Below are 15,524 nucleotides of genomic sequence, written 5' to 3'. Positions count from 1 at the left end.
AAAATAAAAAACGGAGGAATAAAGTATGGGATATCCAAAGGTAGATTTTATATATTTAAGTGAAGAAGATATGATTCAGGCAGGTGTAACAGACATGGCAGGGTGTGTGGAGGCTATGGAAGAAATGTTCAAATTGTTGAAAGCAGGAGATTACAGAATGGGTGGACCCAATGGAAATTCGCATGGTGTTATGATGACTTTTCCAGAGGCATCACCATTTTCTAATATGCCAACGGATGGGCCAGACAGAAGATTTATGGCAATGCCCGCATATCTGGGAGGAAAATTTGATATGGCAGGTATGAAATGGTATGGCTCCAATGTGGAAAACAAGAAAAAAGGTCTTCCTCGTTCTATTCTGATGCTTACATTAAATGATAAAGATACAGGAGCCCCTTTGGCATACATGTCAGCCAATATACTCAGTGCATATCGGACAGGTGCAGTACCTGGAGTTGGCGTAAAATATTTTTCCAGAGAAGTTTCTAAGATAGTAGGGATTATTGGACCAGGCGTAATGAATAAAACGGCTTTCGATGCAATTATGGCAGTACGTTCTTCTATTGAAACAGTAAAGGTAAAGGGAAGAAGCAAAAAATCAAGTGACAGCTTTGTATCATATTTAAATCAAAAATATCCCCATATAAAAGACATCCAGATCGTTGAAACGGAGGAAGAAGCTGTAAGAGATGCTGATATTGTCAGCATTGCGACCTCAAGCCCTACAGGAGATGTAAACGAATATCCTTATATTAAGGAAGAGTGGATTAAACCAGGCGCTGTCCTATGTTGTCCAGCAGCAGCAAGATTTGATGATGATTTCATCTTAAATCGTGCAAGAAATGTAGCCGATAATATTGAACTGTACGAGGCATGGGAAGAAGAAATGGATTTTCCAGCTTATCATTCTATTCCAATTCCAGCCGTTCACTGTATGGATTTGATAGCAGAAGGAAAAATGCAAAAAGAACAGGTGGATGACTTGGGAGATGTACTGGTTGGTAAAATTCCAGTTCACAAAAAGAAAGATGAAATTGTAATTTATTCAGTAGGTGGAATGCCAATTGAAGATGTGGCATGGGGAACAATTGTATATCGAAATGCGATAGAGAAAAACATCGGAGTAAAATTAAATTTATGGAACCAGCCTTATTTGGCATAAAATGAAAACGCAAGGAGCTGATAGGATGAGAATAGAGGAACACCCAATTTTAGGGAAGCCAGAAGAAAAAAAAGTGGTTGGATTTATACACGACGGAATAAAGCTTACAGGATTGGAAGGAGAACCAATAGCTGTAGCATTGGAGGCGGCAGGAGTAAGGATTCACAGATATACAAAGAAGCAGCATAAGCCAAGAGGTGTTTTTTGTGCAATAGGAAGATGTACAGACTGTGTTATGGTAGTGGATGGTAAGCCAAACGTAAGAACCTGCATTACGCCGTTAAAGGAAGGTATGATTGTGCAGACCCAGTATGGTGTGGCAGCTATGGAATCAACAGGAGAGGAGTAAGCTATGAAACGATACGATTTAATTATTGTAGGAGCTGGTCCGGCAGGTTTATCTGCTGCAATTGAAGCAGCCAAGAAAGGACTTAAAGTTATTGTATTTGATGAGAATGCCAAACCTGGCGGGCAGTTATTTAAACAGATACACAAATTCTTTGGTTCAAAGGAACATAAGGCAAAAATCAGAGGATATAAAATTGGTGAAGAGCTATTAAAAGAGGCAAGTGAATATGGTGTAAAAGTAGTTTTAAATGCAATTGTAATTGGACTTTACCTGGATAAAGAGGTTACTGTAAAAATAGCGGATGAAATCAGACATTACAAGGGAGATGCAGTCATTGTGGCTACAGGTGCATCTGAAAATATGGTTACCTTCGATGGATGGACATTGCCTGGTGTAATTGGAGCTGGTGCGGCACAGACCATGATGAATCTGCACAGTATTAAGCCAGGGAATAAAGTGCTGATGCTGGGTTCTGGCAATGTAGGATTAGTAGTTAGTTTCCAATTGTTACAGGCAGGCTGCGAAGTAGCGGCCCTCGTGGATGCAGCTCCCAAAGTAGGCGGCTACGGAGTTCATGCTGCTAAAGTGGCAAGGTGCGGAGTACCATTCTATTTATCACATACAATTATAAAGGCAGAAGGGGAAGAATGTGTAACAGGTGTTACAATCGGACAGGTAGACAAAGAATGGAAGGTGATACCTGGAACAGAAAAGCATTTTGATGTAGATACCATTTGTCTTGCAGTAGGGCTATCGCCTATGTCGCAGCTGCTAAAAATGGCAGGATGCAAAATGACAGATACGCCGACGGGCTATATTCCAGAATGTGATGAAACAGGCGCTACCAGTATTCCAGGAATTTTTGTGGCAGGTGACGTATCTGGAATAGAGGAAGCAAGTTCTGCAATGATCGAGGGCCGTATTTCTGGTGTGGCAGCAGCAGAATATCTGGGATTTATCAGTAAGGAAGAGACAGATGACAAAGTTAAGGAACTAGAGAAAGCATTGTTTAGCTTGCGTGAGGGCATGTTTGCCCCTGAAAACCGAGGAAAAGTACTGGAAAAAACAGAAGAAGGAATTGAAATATCCAGAAGTTTGTTAGAAAAGGGTTATGTTGAGGAAGGGGAAATAGAAAGATTTCCTGGCGTGACCCATGGAAAGGGAATACATCCCGTCATTGAATGTACGCAAAACATTCCTTGTAATCCCTGCCAAGATGCCTGTCCTAAAAGATGTATCAGAATTGGTAATAAAATAACATCTCTGCCAGCAATTGATGAAACAAAAGAATGTATAGGCTGTGGAATGTGTGTGGCATCTTGTTCGGGACAAGCAATTTTTCTAGTAGATGAACAGTATGAAACAGGTTTTGCCTCTATTACGCTTCCGTATGAATTTCTTCCACTGCCTGAGCCAGGAGATAAGGGAATCGCATTAGACCGAAGTGGAAAAAAAGTTTGTGATGCGGAAGTAGTAGATGTGAAATCCGCAAAAGCATTTGATCAGACACATTTGCTTACCATGAAGGTTCCAGCAGAAATGGCAATGAAGGCAAGATTCTTTTGTAGTCAGGGGGTATAACATGAAGAAAATAAGTAATCGTTCAACAAATATTGGCGAATTTATTCCACAGCCAGATGATGCTATTATAATTTGCCGATGTGAGGAAATAACAAAGGGTGAAATCCGAAAGGCAGTACACGATGGAATGTATACACTAACAGAAATCAGACGGTATTTACGCACAGGAATGGGGCTTTGCCAGGGACAGACCTGTGGAAAACTAATAAAGGGTATTGTCGCAAAAGAGCTTGGTGTTTCTCCGTTGGATTTAGAGCCTGCTGCGGCCAGAGCACCAATGCGTCCAATTGAAATGAGAGTGTTAGGCAACGAAGGAAAGGAGGCGGAATAGATATGGCAAATTGTGCAGATGTGATTATAATTGGTGGAGGTATTATTGGAAGCTCCACAGCATATTATTTAGCAAAAAAAGGCTGTTCCGTTATTGTTCTGGAGAAAAGCAATGATATCGGAAATGGAGGTTCCAGCAGAAATGGCGGTGGGGTAAGACAGTCTGGACGTGATAAAAGAGAGCTGCCTTTGGCAATGTATGGAGTAAAAAATTTGTGGCCCACTCTTTCAGAAGAACTGGAAATGGACGTTGAATATTATCAAGAAGGAAATCTAAGACTTGGCAAAACAGATGCTCATATTAATATTTTGGAGGGGCTTACAGAAAAAGCGGTTTCCTTAGGACTAGATGTAAAAATGATTGATGGCGAACAAGCCAAAGAAATCTGTCCATATTTATCAGATGAAGTAATAGGAGCAAGCTGGTGCCCAACAGATGGTCATGCAAATCCTATGCTTGCCACATTAGCCTATTATCGAAAAGCAAGACAGCTGGGAGTTCAGTTTATTACCAATCAAGAAGTAGTAAAAATAAAAAAAATAAAAGGAAAAGCCAGACAGGTAGTGACTTCTGAGGCTGTTTATGAAGGGGAAACTATTATTCTGGCAGCTGGCTATGAAAGTAGAAAAATAGCGGCAACGGTAGGAATCGATGTGCCAATGTCCCAGGCACTGCTGGAGGTGCTGGTAACAGAAGCACAGCCACCTATGTTTTATCAGATGCTTGGTACAGCAGCAGCAGATTTTTATGGACATCAGAGTACACATGGTTCTTTTGTATTTGGAGGAACATCAGGCTTTGAAGGCGTAAATAAAGATAATGGAATTCCCGTAACAAATAGTCTGACCGCCTCTTGTATTTGCAGAGGAATTATGAAATATTTTCCTTGTCTGGAAGATGCTAAAATTGTGCGGACATGGGCAGGGTGGATTGATGTTTGTGCCGATCATGTTCCCGTTATTAGTCATGTAGAGGAAGTACCTGGGTTTATTTTAGCGTGTGGCTTTTCAGGACATGGTTTTGGTATTTCACCTACAGTTGGTACTATATTAGCTCAAATGGCTTTGGGCGAAGAGACGATTCTGGCTATCAATGATTTTCGATACGATCGTTTTCAGACAAAAATTTAACAGTGACCGTTATATATGGCAAAGACGTCTAATACAAACAGGATGTCTTTGCTTTTTTCTTATGCAGACTTCCAGGTTTGTGGAAAAAGAAAGGAGCATGTATATGAAAGAGAGAAAATTAGGGCTTGTCAGTGCAATATCAGTCTGCGTAGGACTAATTGTTGCAACTAGCTGTCTATTATCCTTAGGACAGGGTATGGGACTGGCAGGAAAAGGATTTATTGTATCCATGTTTATTGTAATTATTTTAAATGCTTTATTAGCAATTTCATTTAGTGAGCTGCATAATTTAATGCCAGAGGTAGAAGGCGGTCTTGGCCAATATACGTTAGTAGGTTTAGGCCCTGTACCTTCCATTGTTTCCAACCTTTCAGCTTATGTGCTTACCAATCTTTTGGCAGGATCTGTGGAAATGGCTATGTGTGGGATGGTAATTCATAATACATTTTTAAAACAGGTACCAGCTGTGGTAATCAGCCTGATTCTTTTGGCACTTCTGGCTTTGGTAAACTATATGGGAGTCGACATTTTTTCAAAAATTCAAAATATAGTTGTTATTTTACTATTGGGTTCACTGGCGGTTCTGGGAATTCTTAGTACATTTAAATTAGGAACAGGACAAGTCATTGAAGTGGTAAATCAGACTCAGCCTGTTGTTACTGGATGGAAAGGAATTACTTCGTTATCTGCACTGGCATTCTGGTTGTTTATAGGAATTGAATTTGTTATTCCGATTTCTAAAAATCTAAAAAATCCAAAACGAGATGTGCCCCTTGCCATGATTTTAGGTATTCTTATTTTGTTTGTGGTACAGACCTTAATTGGAATTGGAATGACAAATTATGTGACACTGGAAGAGCTATCAACCAGCAGTATGCCACATATGGTTTTTGCTGAGAATCTTTTAGGGAAGGCAGGGGGTTACTGGATGGGGTTTGTAACCATTCTTGCCGGGGTGAGTACAATTAATACGGTATTAGGAAGTGTAACAAGAATACTAAGTGGTATGGCAGATGCACAGATGATGCCAGAAATTTTTAGCAGAAAGAATAGCAAGGACACACCGGTTGCGGGACTCATTCTTATGGTCAGTATAGTTGCAGGTATTTTAATTACAGGTTTTGCAAGCAGTTCAAGTCTTACCAATCTGCTTTTGGCTGCCTCCTGCTTTTGGCTTACCTCTTACATCATGGTGAATATTTCCGTACTGGTACTACGAAAAAAATATCCAGATGCTCCAGGACGCAATAAAAAACTGACATTGTTTGGAATACCACAAATTATTTGTATTGCAGGAGATATCTTTATGATTTGGAATATTGCCGAAGGAGAAAACAGGATTTTTGTATATAAAATATTCTTTGCTTTTCTAATCATTATGACAGCCTATGCCTATACATGGGTAAAAATAATTAAGAGAACCTCTTTTCAGGAATACATCACATTAGAAAGTATAAATGAAAATTAAATTTATGTAGAAAATAACGGTTTTACTAATAAACCTCCAGATATGATGCATACATATTTAGTATGACAAACATACTGGAGGTATTTATTTGAAATTTAAAATGTTGGAGTTTCAATATTCAAAAGAGGTTACTGTTATTAATAAAGAACAATTTGATGTTCATATGAAATTATACGAAGGATACATAAATAAAATGAACGAAATCGATGGGCTGCTCTTAGAGGGAGGAGATTTAGAAACAGCCAATGCTACTTATAGTAAATACAGAGGAATAAAGAGAGGCGAGACATTTGCACTAAATGGTGTTATTCTCCATGAACTTTATTTTGAAAACATTGGTGGAAATACAAATAAACCTTGTGATGCAAGCACCGTGTATCTGATTCGGGATTTTGGAAGTGTAGAGCAGTGGCAAAAACATTTTATTGCTACAGCAAAGGCAAGCAGAGGCTGGGCAGTGTTATTGTTTGATTATCGCTCAAAGCGTTTGAGAAATATCAGCTTAGACGCCCATGATATGGGAAATATTACGTTTGCAACACCGCTGTTAGTGTTAGATATGTATGAGCATGCTTACTTTCTGCAATATGCAAATAAAAAGGATGAGTATATTCGGAATTTTATGAATAACATTGACTGGGATATTGTAAATAGAAGAATAAAATGGATTGAATAGTATGTTATGAAAATGTAAGAAATACTTTATGTAAATGTCAAATAATAATGAAAGTGAACCATATACATAGGCAGGGCTGGGGGGAACATGTCAGATCATACGTAAATAGTGTAAAATACATAGAGTGTATTGTTATTTTGCAGGATTTCCTTTATTATATAATTGTACAAAAGATATCAATAGGTTAATGAGAGCGTGATTCTATTGAAAAGAGGTTGATAAGTATGCTAGATAATATTAAACGTGGAGATATAGTATATGCTAATTTTGGGAACTATAACCGAGGCAGCAGGCAGGCAGGTATCAGACCAGCATGTATTATATCCAATAATAAGGCAAACCAACATAGTCCTGTAATTACGTTGATACCGTTAACTTCCAAGAACAAGAAGAAGGAACTGCCTACGCATGTTTCCGTATCTGTAAATGATGCTACTGGGTTAACTACAGATTCTGTTGCTTTAACAGAACAAATAATTTCAGTTGATAAAAGGGATATTAAAAAAGTAGTTGGAGAGATAACAAACAATTACATATTACAGGCAATTACGAAGGGTATTCAGATTCAGGTTGGTGTTTTCTCAAAATATAACTAAAGATGATAATTGTAAAAGAACAGTGAGAGTTTGATGTCATTTTGTTAAGCGTTTGATTTTTCACAAGGGGAATAATAATAATTTAAAATAGGGTTGATATTCAAAAGAATATTTGTGGCCGCTTTCGTTTCTGATTATTTTTTGAGGTAACGAAAGCGGCTATTTAATTTTCTCATAATTTCCTCCTTATCCTTACACTTGTTCATTATATCATAGTTCTATCTAATTGTGGAATTTATTTGCTTTTCAAAAAAATCATCAATCTAAAAAACGATCTCAGATATATTGGTAATATCCAAAATCGTTTTTCTACTTTACTCACTATTTAAATGATATGGAGCGAGATGCTTCTCTTTAAATATACCATTATAACTGGGGAAGGCCAAAGTAATTAAGCAGTCCTTCATAAATCCCATAGGCAAACTGATATTGGTCATTTCTTAATTTTTCACTGTCCTCGTAATTGGTTAAATATCCAAGTTCAACTAAAACCGAAGGCATGGTAGTTTTTCTTAATACATAAAGCGATGGGTTTAAGCGGACAGCATTATTGCGGGTGCCTACTCTTTCCACAATTGCTGCAACAATATCATAGCCTAAATAATAGGCTTCTGAATATGCCTCTGCAACATAGGCTTCCGTTCCGTTAATGGCAGGGTTTTCATTTGCATTTGCATGAATACTAATAAAATAATCAGCAGGCCAATTATTAGCCATATCAACCCGTGTCTGTAAGCTGGTAACCTGAGAAGTTCCCAGATATTCCTCAGGATTGGTTCGCGAGGTGCGTACCTCAAACCGATAGTCATTGGATAAAAGATTAGCTAAGTAGGTACCTACATTATAAGTAATATCTTGTTCGCGAAGTCCGAACCCTTCTGCACCAGCATTAAATCCAGTTGGATTATGTCCCTGATCTACAAATATTTTAATTGCCAAGTTATCACATCTTTCTTTCCTAATATGGAACTATTCCGATTGCTATTAATATATGAAATAAAAACACGTCCTGTGAAAAACATTTTAACAAAGGCTTGTAAGTTATAAGGTGTTTTTTTATAATAGAAATAGTTCACAATGTTTGGGAGGTATCTAAAATGGAAAACAGCAGGATATGGGATATACTTGGTTTAGAAAAAACAAAAGATCAAAATAGAATTAAGCAGGCATATCGAGAGAAACTGGTTCAGGTGAATCCGGAAGATAATCCAGAAGGATTCAAGGAACTTCGTGGGGCGTATGAAGCGGCAGTTCAATATGCACAGGGAAACGAGGAAGAGGAAATCAATGAACCATGGGAAAAAACAGGAAATCCTGTGATAGATGCATGGATGGAACAGGTATCTGATACCTACTGTTCTATTTCCAGAAGAATTGATCCGAAAGAGTGGAAAAAGCTTGTAGAGGATGAAGTGTGCACGGCACTAGATACCAGTATTGAAGCGAAAGAATGTTTACTGAATTTTCTGATGAATCATTTTCGACTTCCTAATTGTGTGTGGAAGGTACTGGAGGATGAGTTTCGTTTCATTGAAACCCAGGAAGAGTTAGAGGAAAACTATTCAAAGCAGTTTATTAACTTCATTGTGTATCAAATCAAGAATGAATTTTTTATTGATATGAAGTTATTTGAAGGAGATGAAAATGCCGATTATGACAAGTATATTAATCAGTATTTCAACTTAAAAGAACGAATAGACGGGAAGAATTTTGAAGGTATCGAAGCAGTTTTTACTGATATAGAGCACCTACATATTTATCATCCCTATCTTGATGTTGAAAAGTTAAGAGTTGCACTGGCAAGGGAAGATTATGAAAGAGCGTGTGAGATAGCTGACTGTCTAGGAGAAAAATATAAGGAAAATACATATTGTTTATTTTTTTCAGCAGAGGTTTCATGGAGGAAAAAGGAATATGATAGAGCAGCAGAGATTTATCAAGAAATTTTAAAAATAGCACCAGATCACTATTCGGCAAAACTAAAGATGGCAGAGTATTATTATCTGATGGAAGATTATGAGCATTCCAAAGAATTTTACCTGGAAGTATTGGATGTGGAACCCAATGACGAGCAGGCGCTGGAGGCCATGAGAAAGGTAAATGATTTTTTGATTCAGGATTTTGAGCAGAAGCTGGAACAGGAGCCAGATAAGCTGAAAATCAGATTAGAAATGGGATGGTGTTTCTTCCAAAATGAGAAGCTTCAAGAGTGTATCCAGTTGTTAGAGGGTTTGGAACCAGATGAGGAAAATGCAATAGATTACTACAATTTGGCTGGAAGAACCTATTTGGCTATGAATAACCATAATAATGCCCTTCCGTATCTGCTAAAATGGCTGGAATATATAAAAGATGTAGAGGATGATGGGACGAAGGAAAATCAAAGAAGAAAAAAACGTCTTGGATATGCCAACTATACAATTGCGGTATGTTATCAGGAATTAGCACAAGAGGAGGAAAGTCTGGAAGAGTTTTTTAAAAAAGCATTTTATTTTCTAGATGAGGCGATAAAGGCTGAGAAGGACGATAACATGAGACGGATTTATTTAACAGAACAAGCTCGTGCTTATTTAAAAATAAATCAAAATGAAGCCTGTATTGATATTTGCGATAAGATATTAAGTGAGGATGAAGGGTATTATCCAGCATATATTAATAGACAGGAAGCATATTTTAATTTAAAATATGGACAGAATGTAATTGATGATTTTTATGCCGCTATCTCTATTTATCCAGGTTATGTTAAGCCATATGAACTGGCAGCAAAGGTTTTTCTTTATATTGAGCAGTATAAAGATGCACTGGATATTATTCAGAAGGCAGAAGAAAACCAATTGGAAAGTGGTGAGTTGCAGTTAATTCAGATTAAAATTAACAGATATACATGGGACACCATTGAAGAAAGGAAAAGATGTCTGAAACTATGTGAATCTTTATTGGAGAAGGTGGAGCTGGATAACGGCGTAATAGAACGTGTAGAAGAACTTCACTTTGAGATGGCATTGTTCTATTTGGATATGGAGCAGTTGGAAGAAGGAATGGAACAGATTGAAAAAGCCATAGCCCTTTCACCAGAATCCTACCAGTATTATTTGGTTAAGGCAGATTTATTAATGACACAGGGCAAATACAAAGAGGCATTAAGCTTTTACCAAGAGTTGGAGGTGAACTTTCCAGATAATCCACTTGTTCTATATGACAGCGGTGATTGCCATGAGAAAAACAATCTGATTGAGGAGGCACTAGAAAGATTCGGCAAGGTTCTGTTACTCTATCCTGAACATAGAAGTGCCAATGGACGGATTAAGAATATTTATTTGGATCGGTACCGTGAAACAGAAAAACTGGAATATTTCCAGAAGGCGCTGATTCACGCAAACCAACAGCTTGAAGTATTAGAAAATGATTATTATTTTATTGACAGAGGGCTTTTATATCTGGCAGGGTACAGGCTGGAGGAAGCAATGGAGGATTTTCAAAAAGCGTTACAGTTAAATCCTAGGAATTTGTTTGCATACAATAATGCGGGATTTGTTTATAAGATATTGGAGCAGTATGATAAGGCTCTGGAGATGTACCAGCATGCTGTAGAAGAGCTAGAGGAAGAAAGTTCAGTACTTCCATATGGAAACATGGGTGTCTGCTATGAAGTGTTAGGCCAGGGAGAGAAAGCAGTAGAGTGTTATCAAAAGAACATAAAGTTATATCCTGATAATTGTTCCTGTTATGAAGATGCAGCAGATATATTGCGGACATTAAAAAGATATGATGAGGCAGTACATTATTATGAGGACGCATTAAATAAAAGTAAAACCAGCAAAAGCTATTATTTAGCGAAAATAGCAAACACATATCTGGAAGCAGGAAAAGAGAAATTGGGGTTGAAATTTTATCAACAGTCTATAGAGGCCGATAAGAAAAATAGTACTCCGTTGACAGAGCTAGGGGAATATTATTTTTATATTTCAGGAAATCCCAAAAAGGCATTGAAATATTTTAAGGCTGCCTATGAAATTGAAAAGAATAATCAGGACAGTGATTATTTTCAATGCTGCGGCAACTTGATTATGACTTATGGCTTCCTGAAAAAGAAGGATAAGGCAGCAAAATATTATCAGTTGGCTATGAAATTTTTGGAAGAAACTTATGGAGGAAGTGACAAGTATACAGATTATTTGCCATATCGTCCACAAAGGCTTTATAATATCGGTATTATATATTATAATATGGAATTATATGAACAAGCAAAAGAATGCTTTGAAAAAATGAATTCTTGTACAAAATGCAGAAACTGTCATTATCGTTTTTGCTGGGAGGCATTATATGGGGAGGCACTATTGCTGGAACTGGAAGGAAAGTACGAAGAAGCGAGGGAACGCTATCAAAAAATAGCGGATTGTGACCCCAATATAATTGAGGTAAAGTGGAAACTTAAAAATCAAAAGAAATTAAATAAAAAGTGAGAGATGAACTGTGATAATTGGAATTGATTTAGGAACGACAAATAGTCTAGCGGCTTATTTTACAGAAGAGGGACCAAAGATTATACCAAACCGGCTGGGTAAGAATCTTACACCATCTATTGTGAGTGTGGATGAACAAGGGCAGATTTATGTAGGAGAGACAGCTAGGGAATTGCTGGTATTGGAACCAATGAATTCAGCAAGTGTGTTTAAGCGTAACATGGGCAGCGATAAAAAGTACCAGCTTGGAATGAAAACATTTACAGCAGAAGAGCTTTCTTCCTTTGTGCTGCGTTCTTTAAAGGAGGATGCAGAGGCATTTTTAGGGGAACCTGTTACAGAAGCAATTATTAGTGTTCCAGCATATTTTAATGATGCCAGAAGAAAGGCAACTAAAAGAGCTGGCGAACTGGCAGGTTTAAAAGTGGAACGTATTATTAGTGAACCTACGGCAGCAGCTATTGCCTACGGACTATATCAGAAAAACAAGAATACAAAATTTCTTGTTTTTGATTTGGGAGGAGGTACCTTTGATGTTTCAATTCTGGAACTGTTTCACACGATTTTAGAGGTCAGGGCGGTTGCAGGAGATAATTTCTTAGGCGGTGAGGATTTTACAGAGGTGCTGGAGCAGATGTTTTTTACTGCAAAGGAGATAAACAAGGATGAGCTTGATCAAAAAACGAGGAATAGTATTCGTCAGCAGGCAGAAAAATGTAAAATTGCATTTTCACAGCAAAGAACTTCAACTATGAGCTGCAATATAAATGGAGTTTCGTATGATTATGAAATTGAGATTTCAGAGTATGAGGAGGCATGCCAGCTTTTATTGGAAAGAATCAGGCAGCCAATAAAAAGAAGTCTGGCAGATGCCAATATAAAGCTTTCAGAAATTGATATGGTGGTATTAGTAGGCGGAGCCACAAAGCTGCCCATTGTGAGAAAGTTTGTAGGCAAATTATTTAAAAAGCTTCCGGACACAAGTGTAAACCCAGATGAGGTTGTTGCATTAGGAGCAGCTATTCAGGGTGCAATGAAAGAGAGAAAAGAAGCAATTAAGGAAGTAATTCTTACTGACGTATGCCCATTTACCCTAGGAACAGAGGTAGTGGTGGAAAGAGAAGGAAACCGATTTGAAGAGGGGCACTTTTGTCCGATTATTGAGCGGAATACGGTTATTCCAGCAAGCAGGACAGAAAGGCTGTATACCGTAAGAGATAATCAGACCAAAATAAGGGTTAATATTTTACAAGGGGAGAGCCGTTTTGCTGTCAATAATCTGCCTCTTGGAGAATTACAGATTGATGTTCCCAAAGCTCCTGCTGGCCAGGAGGCGGTAGATGTTACGTATACCTACGATATGAATTCTATTCTGGAAGTAGAGGTTACGGTAATTTCTACTGGGAAAAAGGTCAGAAGAATTATAAAAGGGCAGAATTCGGATATGACAGAAGAAGAAATTGAGAAGAGAATGGAAGAGCTTTCTTATTTAAAAATTCATCCAAGAGATCAAGAGGAAAATAAGCTTCTTCTTTTACGCGGAGAACGGTTGTATGAGGAAAGTGTTGGGAGAGCAAGGATTCAGCTGGAGCATGAGATCCGGAAATTTGAGGATGCATTAAGCACAAGGGAAAAAAGCAGAATAACTGGAGCAAGAAGAGAACTAAAAGATTTTTTAGATGAGTTGGAGGAACTGAATTAGATATGACTGGAGGCATGCATGTTCGGATATGTTACAATTCATAAACCGGAACTGAAGGTAAAGGAGTATTATCGATATAAAGGCTATTATTGTGGATTGTGTAATACTTTAAAACGGAAGTATGGGAAAATAGGTCAGATGACATTAACCTATGATATGACGTTTCTGGTTATTTTATTGACTTCTCTCTATGAAAGTAAAGTAAGAGAGGAAAAACACAGATGTATTGTTCATCCTGGAAAAAAGCACTGGATGCTGGAAAATGAAATTACGGAATATGCAGCGGATATGAATATTGCATTAACCTATCATCATTTACTTGATAACTGGGAGGATGAGAAAAGTCTACCAGGATTAGCAGCAGCCAAAATACTAAAGAGGCAATATTGTTTAATTGCACAGAAGTATCCAAGGCAATGTACAGTAATGGAAACAACATTACAGGAATTACGGCGGCATGAAAAAAGTCGGGAAGAAAATATAGAGGTTCTGGCAGATTGTTTCGGAAGACTTATGGAGGAGTTGTTTGTATACCAGGAGGATGTATGGGCAAAGTCTTTACGCATGATGGGATATTTTCTGGGGAAATTTATTTATATTTTAGATGCTTATGTGGATATTGAGCAGGATATTAAGAATAATTGTTTTAATCCATTAAAGTCATTTTGTTGTGAGGAAGATTTTGATGTAAAATGTATGGACATACTCACAGCAACAATTTCGGAGGGTGTAAAAGAATTTGAGAAGCTTCCACTAATGGAAGAGGTGGAAATTTTAAGGAATATATTATATGCAGGAGTCTGGATTCAGTTTAGTAAAACCAGAATAAAAAGGAAGGAAGGCAAAGAGGAAGAGCATGAAAAATCCATATGATGTATTAGGGGTTGCCCCTAATGCTGCACAGGAAGAGATTAAAAAAGCATATCGTGAGTTAAGCAGGAAATATCACCCAGATTCTAATCCGAATGACCCACGCCCAGAATATACAGAAGCAAAATTTAAAGAGGTTCAAGAAGCATATGAAAGAATTATGGAAGAGAGAGCAGGTGGATCGGCAAGGGGCAGTAATCAAAATTTTTATGGCAATTATGCAGGAAACGAATCTGCTGAGCTTCGCCAGGTATACGCGTTGCTAAATATGAGACGTTTTCGGGAGGCATTAATTGAGTTGGATAAAATCCCAGAGAGGACTGCCAGATGGCATTATTATGCGGCCGCTGCCTACGCAGGAATCCGCGATCCATATAATGCACAGGTGCACGCAAGACAGGCAGTGCAGATGGAACCCAATAATATAGAATATATTAATTTTTTAAATCAAGTACAAATGAATACCAATCAATATCAGACAAATAGCAGAAGATATGGCAACTCAAATTACGATACTTGTGATTTTTGTTGTGACTTATGGTGCTTAGATACCATGTGTGAATGTATGGGAGGCGACTTGTGTTCATGCTTTTAAAGGCAAGGAAAATAGCTTTTTTAGGGTTACTTATGGCGTTTCAGGGCATACTGTTTTTTGCAGGATCAATAATTGAAGTAAATACGCTGTTCTTTTTGGCAGCGGCTTCTTTTTGTGTTGGAATTGCTGTACGAGAAACAGGAATTTGGCATGGGGCTGGCTTTTTAATTGGTGCCGTACTTATGAATTTTATCATTATGCCACAAAAGCTGTATTGTTTCACTATGGCAGGGTTTGGTGTATATATTTTTATGGTAGAATATTTACAGGCAAAAAAGGTTAGTAAATACTTTGGAAAATGGAACAGGTACGTTACTATTTTGGCAAAACTATTGGTTTTTAACAGCATGTACCTTCCAACAGTTGTACTTGCCCCCCAGTTGGTTTTTGAAGGTCAAGTAAATAGAAACATTCTAGTTCTAATGATTGTGGGAGGGCAAGCTGCTCTTTTTGTTTTTGATAAGGCGTATGAAGTGTTTATGAATAAGCATTGGGCGAGATTGGGGAATAAAATAAGAAAATGACAGATGGGTTGATAAGGAAAAAGAGTTGATTTTGAAAAAAATAACTAATGAGAGTAATTATCGAAAATGGAAGCAGA

At 37.7% G+C, this 15,524-nt stretch carries 14 protein-coding genes; 13 read left to right on the top strand and 1 reads right to left on the bottom strand.

What is annotated here, in order from left to right; translation table 11 throughout:
* The first annotated feature begins 25 nt into the window (after positions 1 to 25).
* The 8 genes from BM305_RS00600 (at position 26) to BM305_RS00565 (ending at position 7,293) form a co-directional block, all read left to right on the top strand.
* The gene (locus BM305_RS00600; protein WP_092558751.1) at positions 26 to 1,162 is read left to right on the top strand and encodes a tyramine oxidase subunit B; all 1,137 of its coding nucleotides are present in this window, start codon (positions 26 to 28) and stop codon (positions 1,160 to 1,162) included.
* A 25-nt stretch (positions 1,163 to 1,187) separates the two neighbouring features.
* The gene (locus BM305_RS00595; RefSeq protein WP_092558750.1) at positions 1,188 to 1,511 is read left to right on the top strand and encodes a (2Fe-2S)-binding protein; all 324 of its coding nucleotides are present in this window, start codon (positions 1,188 to 1,190) and stop codon (positions 1,509 to 1,511) included.
* A 3-nt stretch (positions 1,512 to 1,514) separates the two neighbouring features.
* Entirely contained in the window at positions 1,515 to 3,092 is a 1,578-nt protein-coding gene (locus BM305_RS00590; protein ID WP_092558749.1) for an FAD-dependent oxidoreductase, read from the top strand.
* Position 3,093: 1 nt separating this feature from the next.
* The gene (locus BM305_RS00585) at positions 3,094 to 3,423 is read left to right on the top strand and encodes a (2Fe-2S)-binding protein (RefSeq protein WP_092558748.1); all 330 of its coding nucleotides are present in this window, start codon (positions 3,094 to 3,096) and stop codon (positions 3,421 to 3,423) included.
* 2 nt (positions 3,424 to 3,425) lie between these two features.
* On the top strand, positions 3,426 to 4,553 hold the full coding sequence (locus BM305_RS00580) for an NAD(P)/FAD-dependent oxidoreductase (protein ID WP_092558747.1): 1,128 nt from the start codon (positions 3,426 to 3,428) through the stop codon (positions 4,551 to 4,553).
* 103 nt (positions 4,554 to 4,656) lie between these two features.
* Positions 4,657 to 6,021 carry an APC family permease gene (locus BM305_RS00575; protein WP_092559033.1) on the top strand — a complete coding sequence of 455 codons (1,365 nt, stop codon included), beginning with the start codon at positions 4,657 to 4,659 and terminating at the stop codon, positions 6,019 to 6,021.
* A gap of 88 nt (positions 6,022 to 6,109) precedes the next feature.
* Complete coding sequence (locus BM305_RS00570; protein ID WP_092558746.1) at positions 6,110 to 6,697, top strand: superoxide dismutase; 588 nt, start codon at positions 6,110 to 6,112, stop codon at positions 6,695 to 6,697.
* A 224-nt stretch (positions 6,698 to 6,921) separates the two neighbouring features.
* The gene (locus BM305_RS00565) at positions 6,922 to 7,293 is read left to right on the top strand and encodes a type II toxin-antitoxin system PemK/MazF family toxin (RefSeq protein WP_092558745.1); all 372 of its coding nucleotides are present in this window, start codon (positions 6,922 to 6,924) and stop codon (positions 7,291 to 7,293) included.
* 366 nt (positions 7,294 to 7,659) lie between these two features.
* On the opposite strand, the gene BM305_RS00560 is transcribed toward BM305_RS00565, so the two are convergent.
* A complete protein-coding gene (locus BM305_RS00560; protein WP_092558744.1) occupies positions 7,660 to 8,232 on the bottom strand; it encodes an N-acetylmuramoyl-L-alanine amidase family protein in 573 nt (190 codons plus the stop codon).
* 158 nt (positions 8,233 to 8,390) lie between these two features.
* Between BM305_RS00560 and BM305_RS00555 the strand changes: the two genes are divergently transcribed.
* The 5 genes from BM305_RS00555 to BM305_RS00535 are packed head-to-tail and all read left to right on the top strand — an operon-like array spanning position 8,391 to position 15,447.
* Entirely contained in the window at positions 8,391 to 11,756 is a 3,366-nt protein-coding gene (locus BM305_RS00555) for a tetratricopeptide repeat protein (protein WP_092558743.1), read from the top strand.
* A 10-nt stretch (positions 11,757 to 11,766) separates the two neighbouring features.
* On the top strand, positions 11,767 to 13,458 hold the full coding sequence (locus tag BM305_RS00550; protein ID WP_092558742.1) for a molecular chaperone HscC: 1,692 nt from the start codon (positions 11,767 to 11,769) through the stop codon (positions 13,456 to 13,458).
* Between the two features lie 18 nt (positions 13,459 to 13,476).
* A complete protein-coding gene (locus BM305_RS00545) occupies positions 13,477 to 14,331 on the top strand; it encodes a DUF5685 family protein (RefSeq protein WP_092558741.1) in 855 nt (284 codons plus the stop codon).
* Positions 14,315 to 14,923 carry a J domain-containing protein gene (locus tag BM305_RS00540; protein ID WP_092558740.1) on the top strand — a complete coding sequence of 203 codons (609 nt, stop codon included), beginning with the start codon at positions 14,315 to 14,317 and terminating at the stop codon, positions 14,921 to 14,923. The genes BM305_RS00545 and BM305_RS00540 overlap by 17 nt, the downstream gene beginning before the upstream one ends.
* A complete protein-coding gene (locus tag BM305_RS00535; protein WP_143099108.1) occupies positions 14,908 to 15,447 on the top strand; it encodes a hypothetical protein in 540 nt (179 codons plus the stop codon). The genes BM305_RS00540 and BM305_RS00535 overlap by 16 nt, the downstream gene beginning before the upstream one ends.
* The last annotated feature ends 77 nt before the right edge of the window (positions 15,448 to 15,524 follow it).

The organism is Anaeromicropila populeti (assembly GCF_900112775.1).
Lineage (GTDB): Bacteria > Bacillota > Clostridia > Lachnospirales > Lachnospiraceae > Anaeromicropila_A > Anaeromicropila_A populeti.
Note: the sequence above shows the minus strand (reverse complement) of the source record. Positions and strands in the feature narration are given on the sequence as shown.

Bases quoted from the DNA above. Each gene is read 5' to 3' on its own strand.
- BM305_RS00600 (WP_092558751.1), top strand. From the start codon at position 26: ATGGGATATCCAAAGGTAGATTTTATATATTTAAGTGAAGAAGATATG.
- BM305_RS00595 (WP_092558750.1), top strand. From the start codon at position 1,188: ATGAGAATAGAGGAACACCCAATTTTAGGGAAGCCAGAAGAAAAAAAA.
- BM305_RS00590 (WP_092558749.1), top strand. From the start codon at position 1,515: ATGAAACGATACGATTTAATTATTGTAGGAGCTGGTCCGGCAGGTTTA.
- BM305_RS00585 (WP_092558748.1), top strand. From the start codon at position 3,094: ATGAAGAAAATAAGTAATCGTTCAACAAATATTGGCGAATTTATTCCA.
- BM305_RS00580 (WP_092558747.1), top strand. From the start codon at position 3,426: ATGGCAAATTGTGCAGATGTGATTATAATTGGTGGAGGTATTATTGGA.
- BM305_RS00575 (WP_092559033.1), top strand. From the start codon at position 4,657: ATGAAAGAGAGAAAATTAGGGCTTGTCAGTGCAATATCAGTCTGCGTA.
- BM305_RS00565 (WP_092558745.1), top strand. From the start codon at position 6,922: ATGCTAGATAATATTAAACGTGGAGATATAGTATATGCTAATTTTGGG.
- BM305_RS00555 (WP_092558743.1), top strand. From the start codon at position 8,391: ATGGAAAACAGCAGGATATGGGATATACTTGGTTTAGAAAAAACAAAA.
- BM305_RS00545 (WP_092558741.1), top strand. From the start codon at position 13,477: ATGTTCGGATATGTTACAATTCATAAACCGGAACTGAAGGTAAAGGAG.
- BM305_RS00540 (WP_092558740.1), top strand. From the start codon at position 14,315: ATGAAAAATCCATATGATGTATTAGGGGTTGCCCCTAATGCTGCACAG.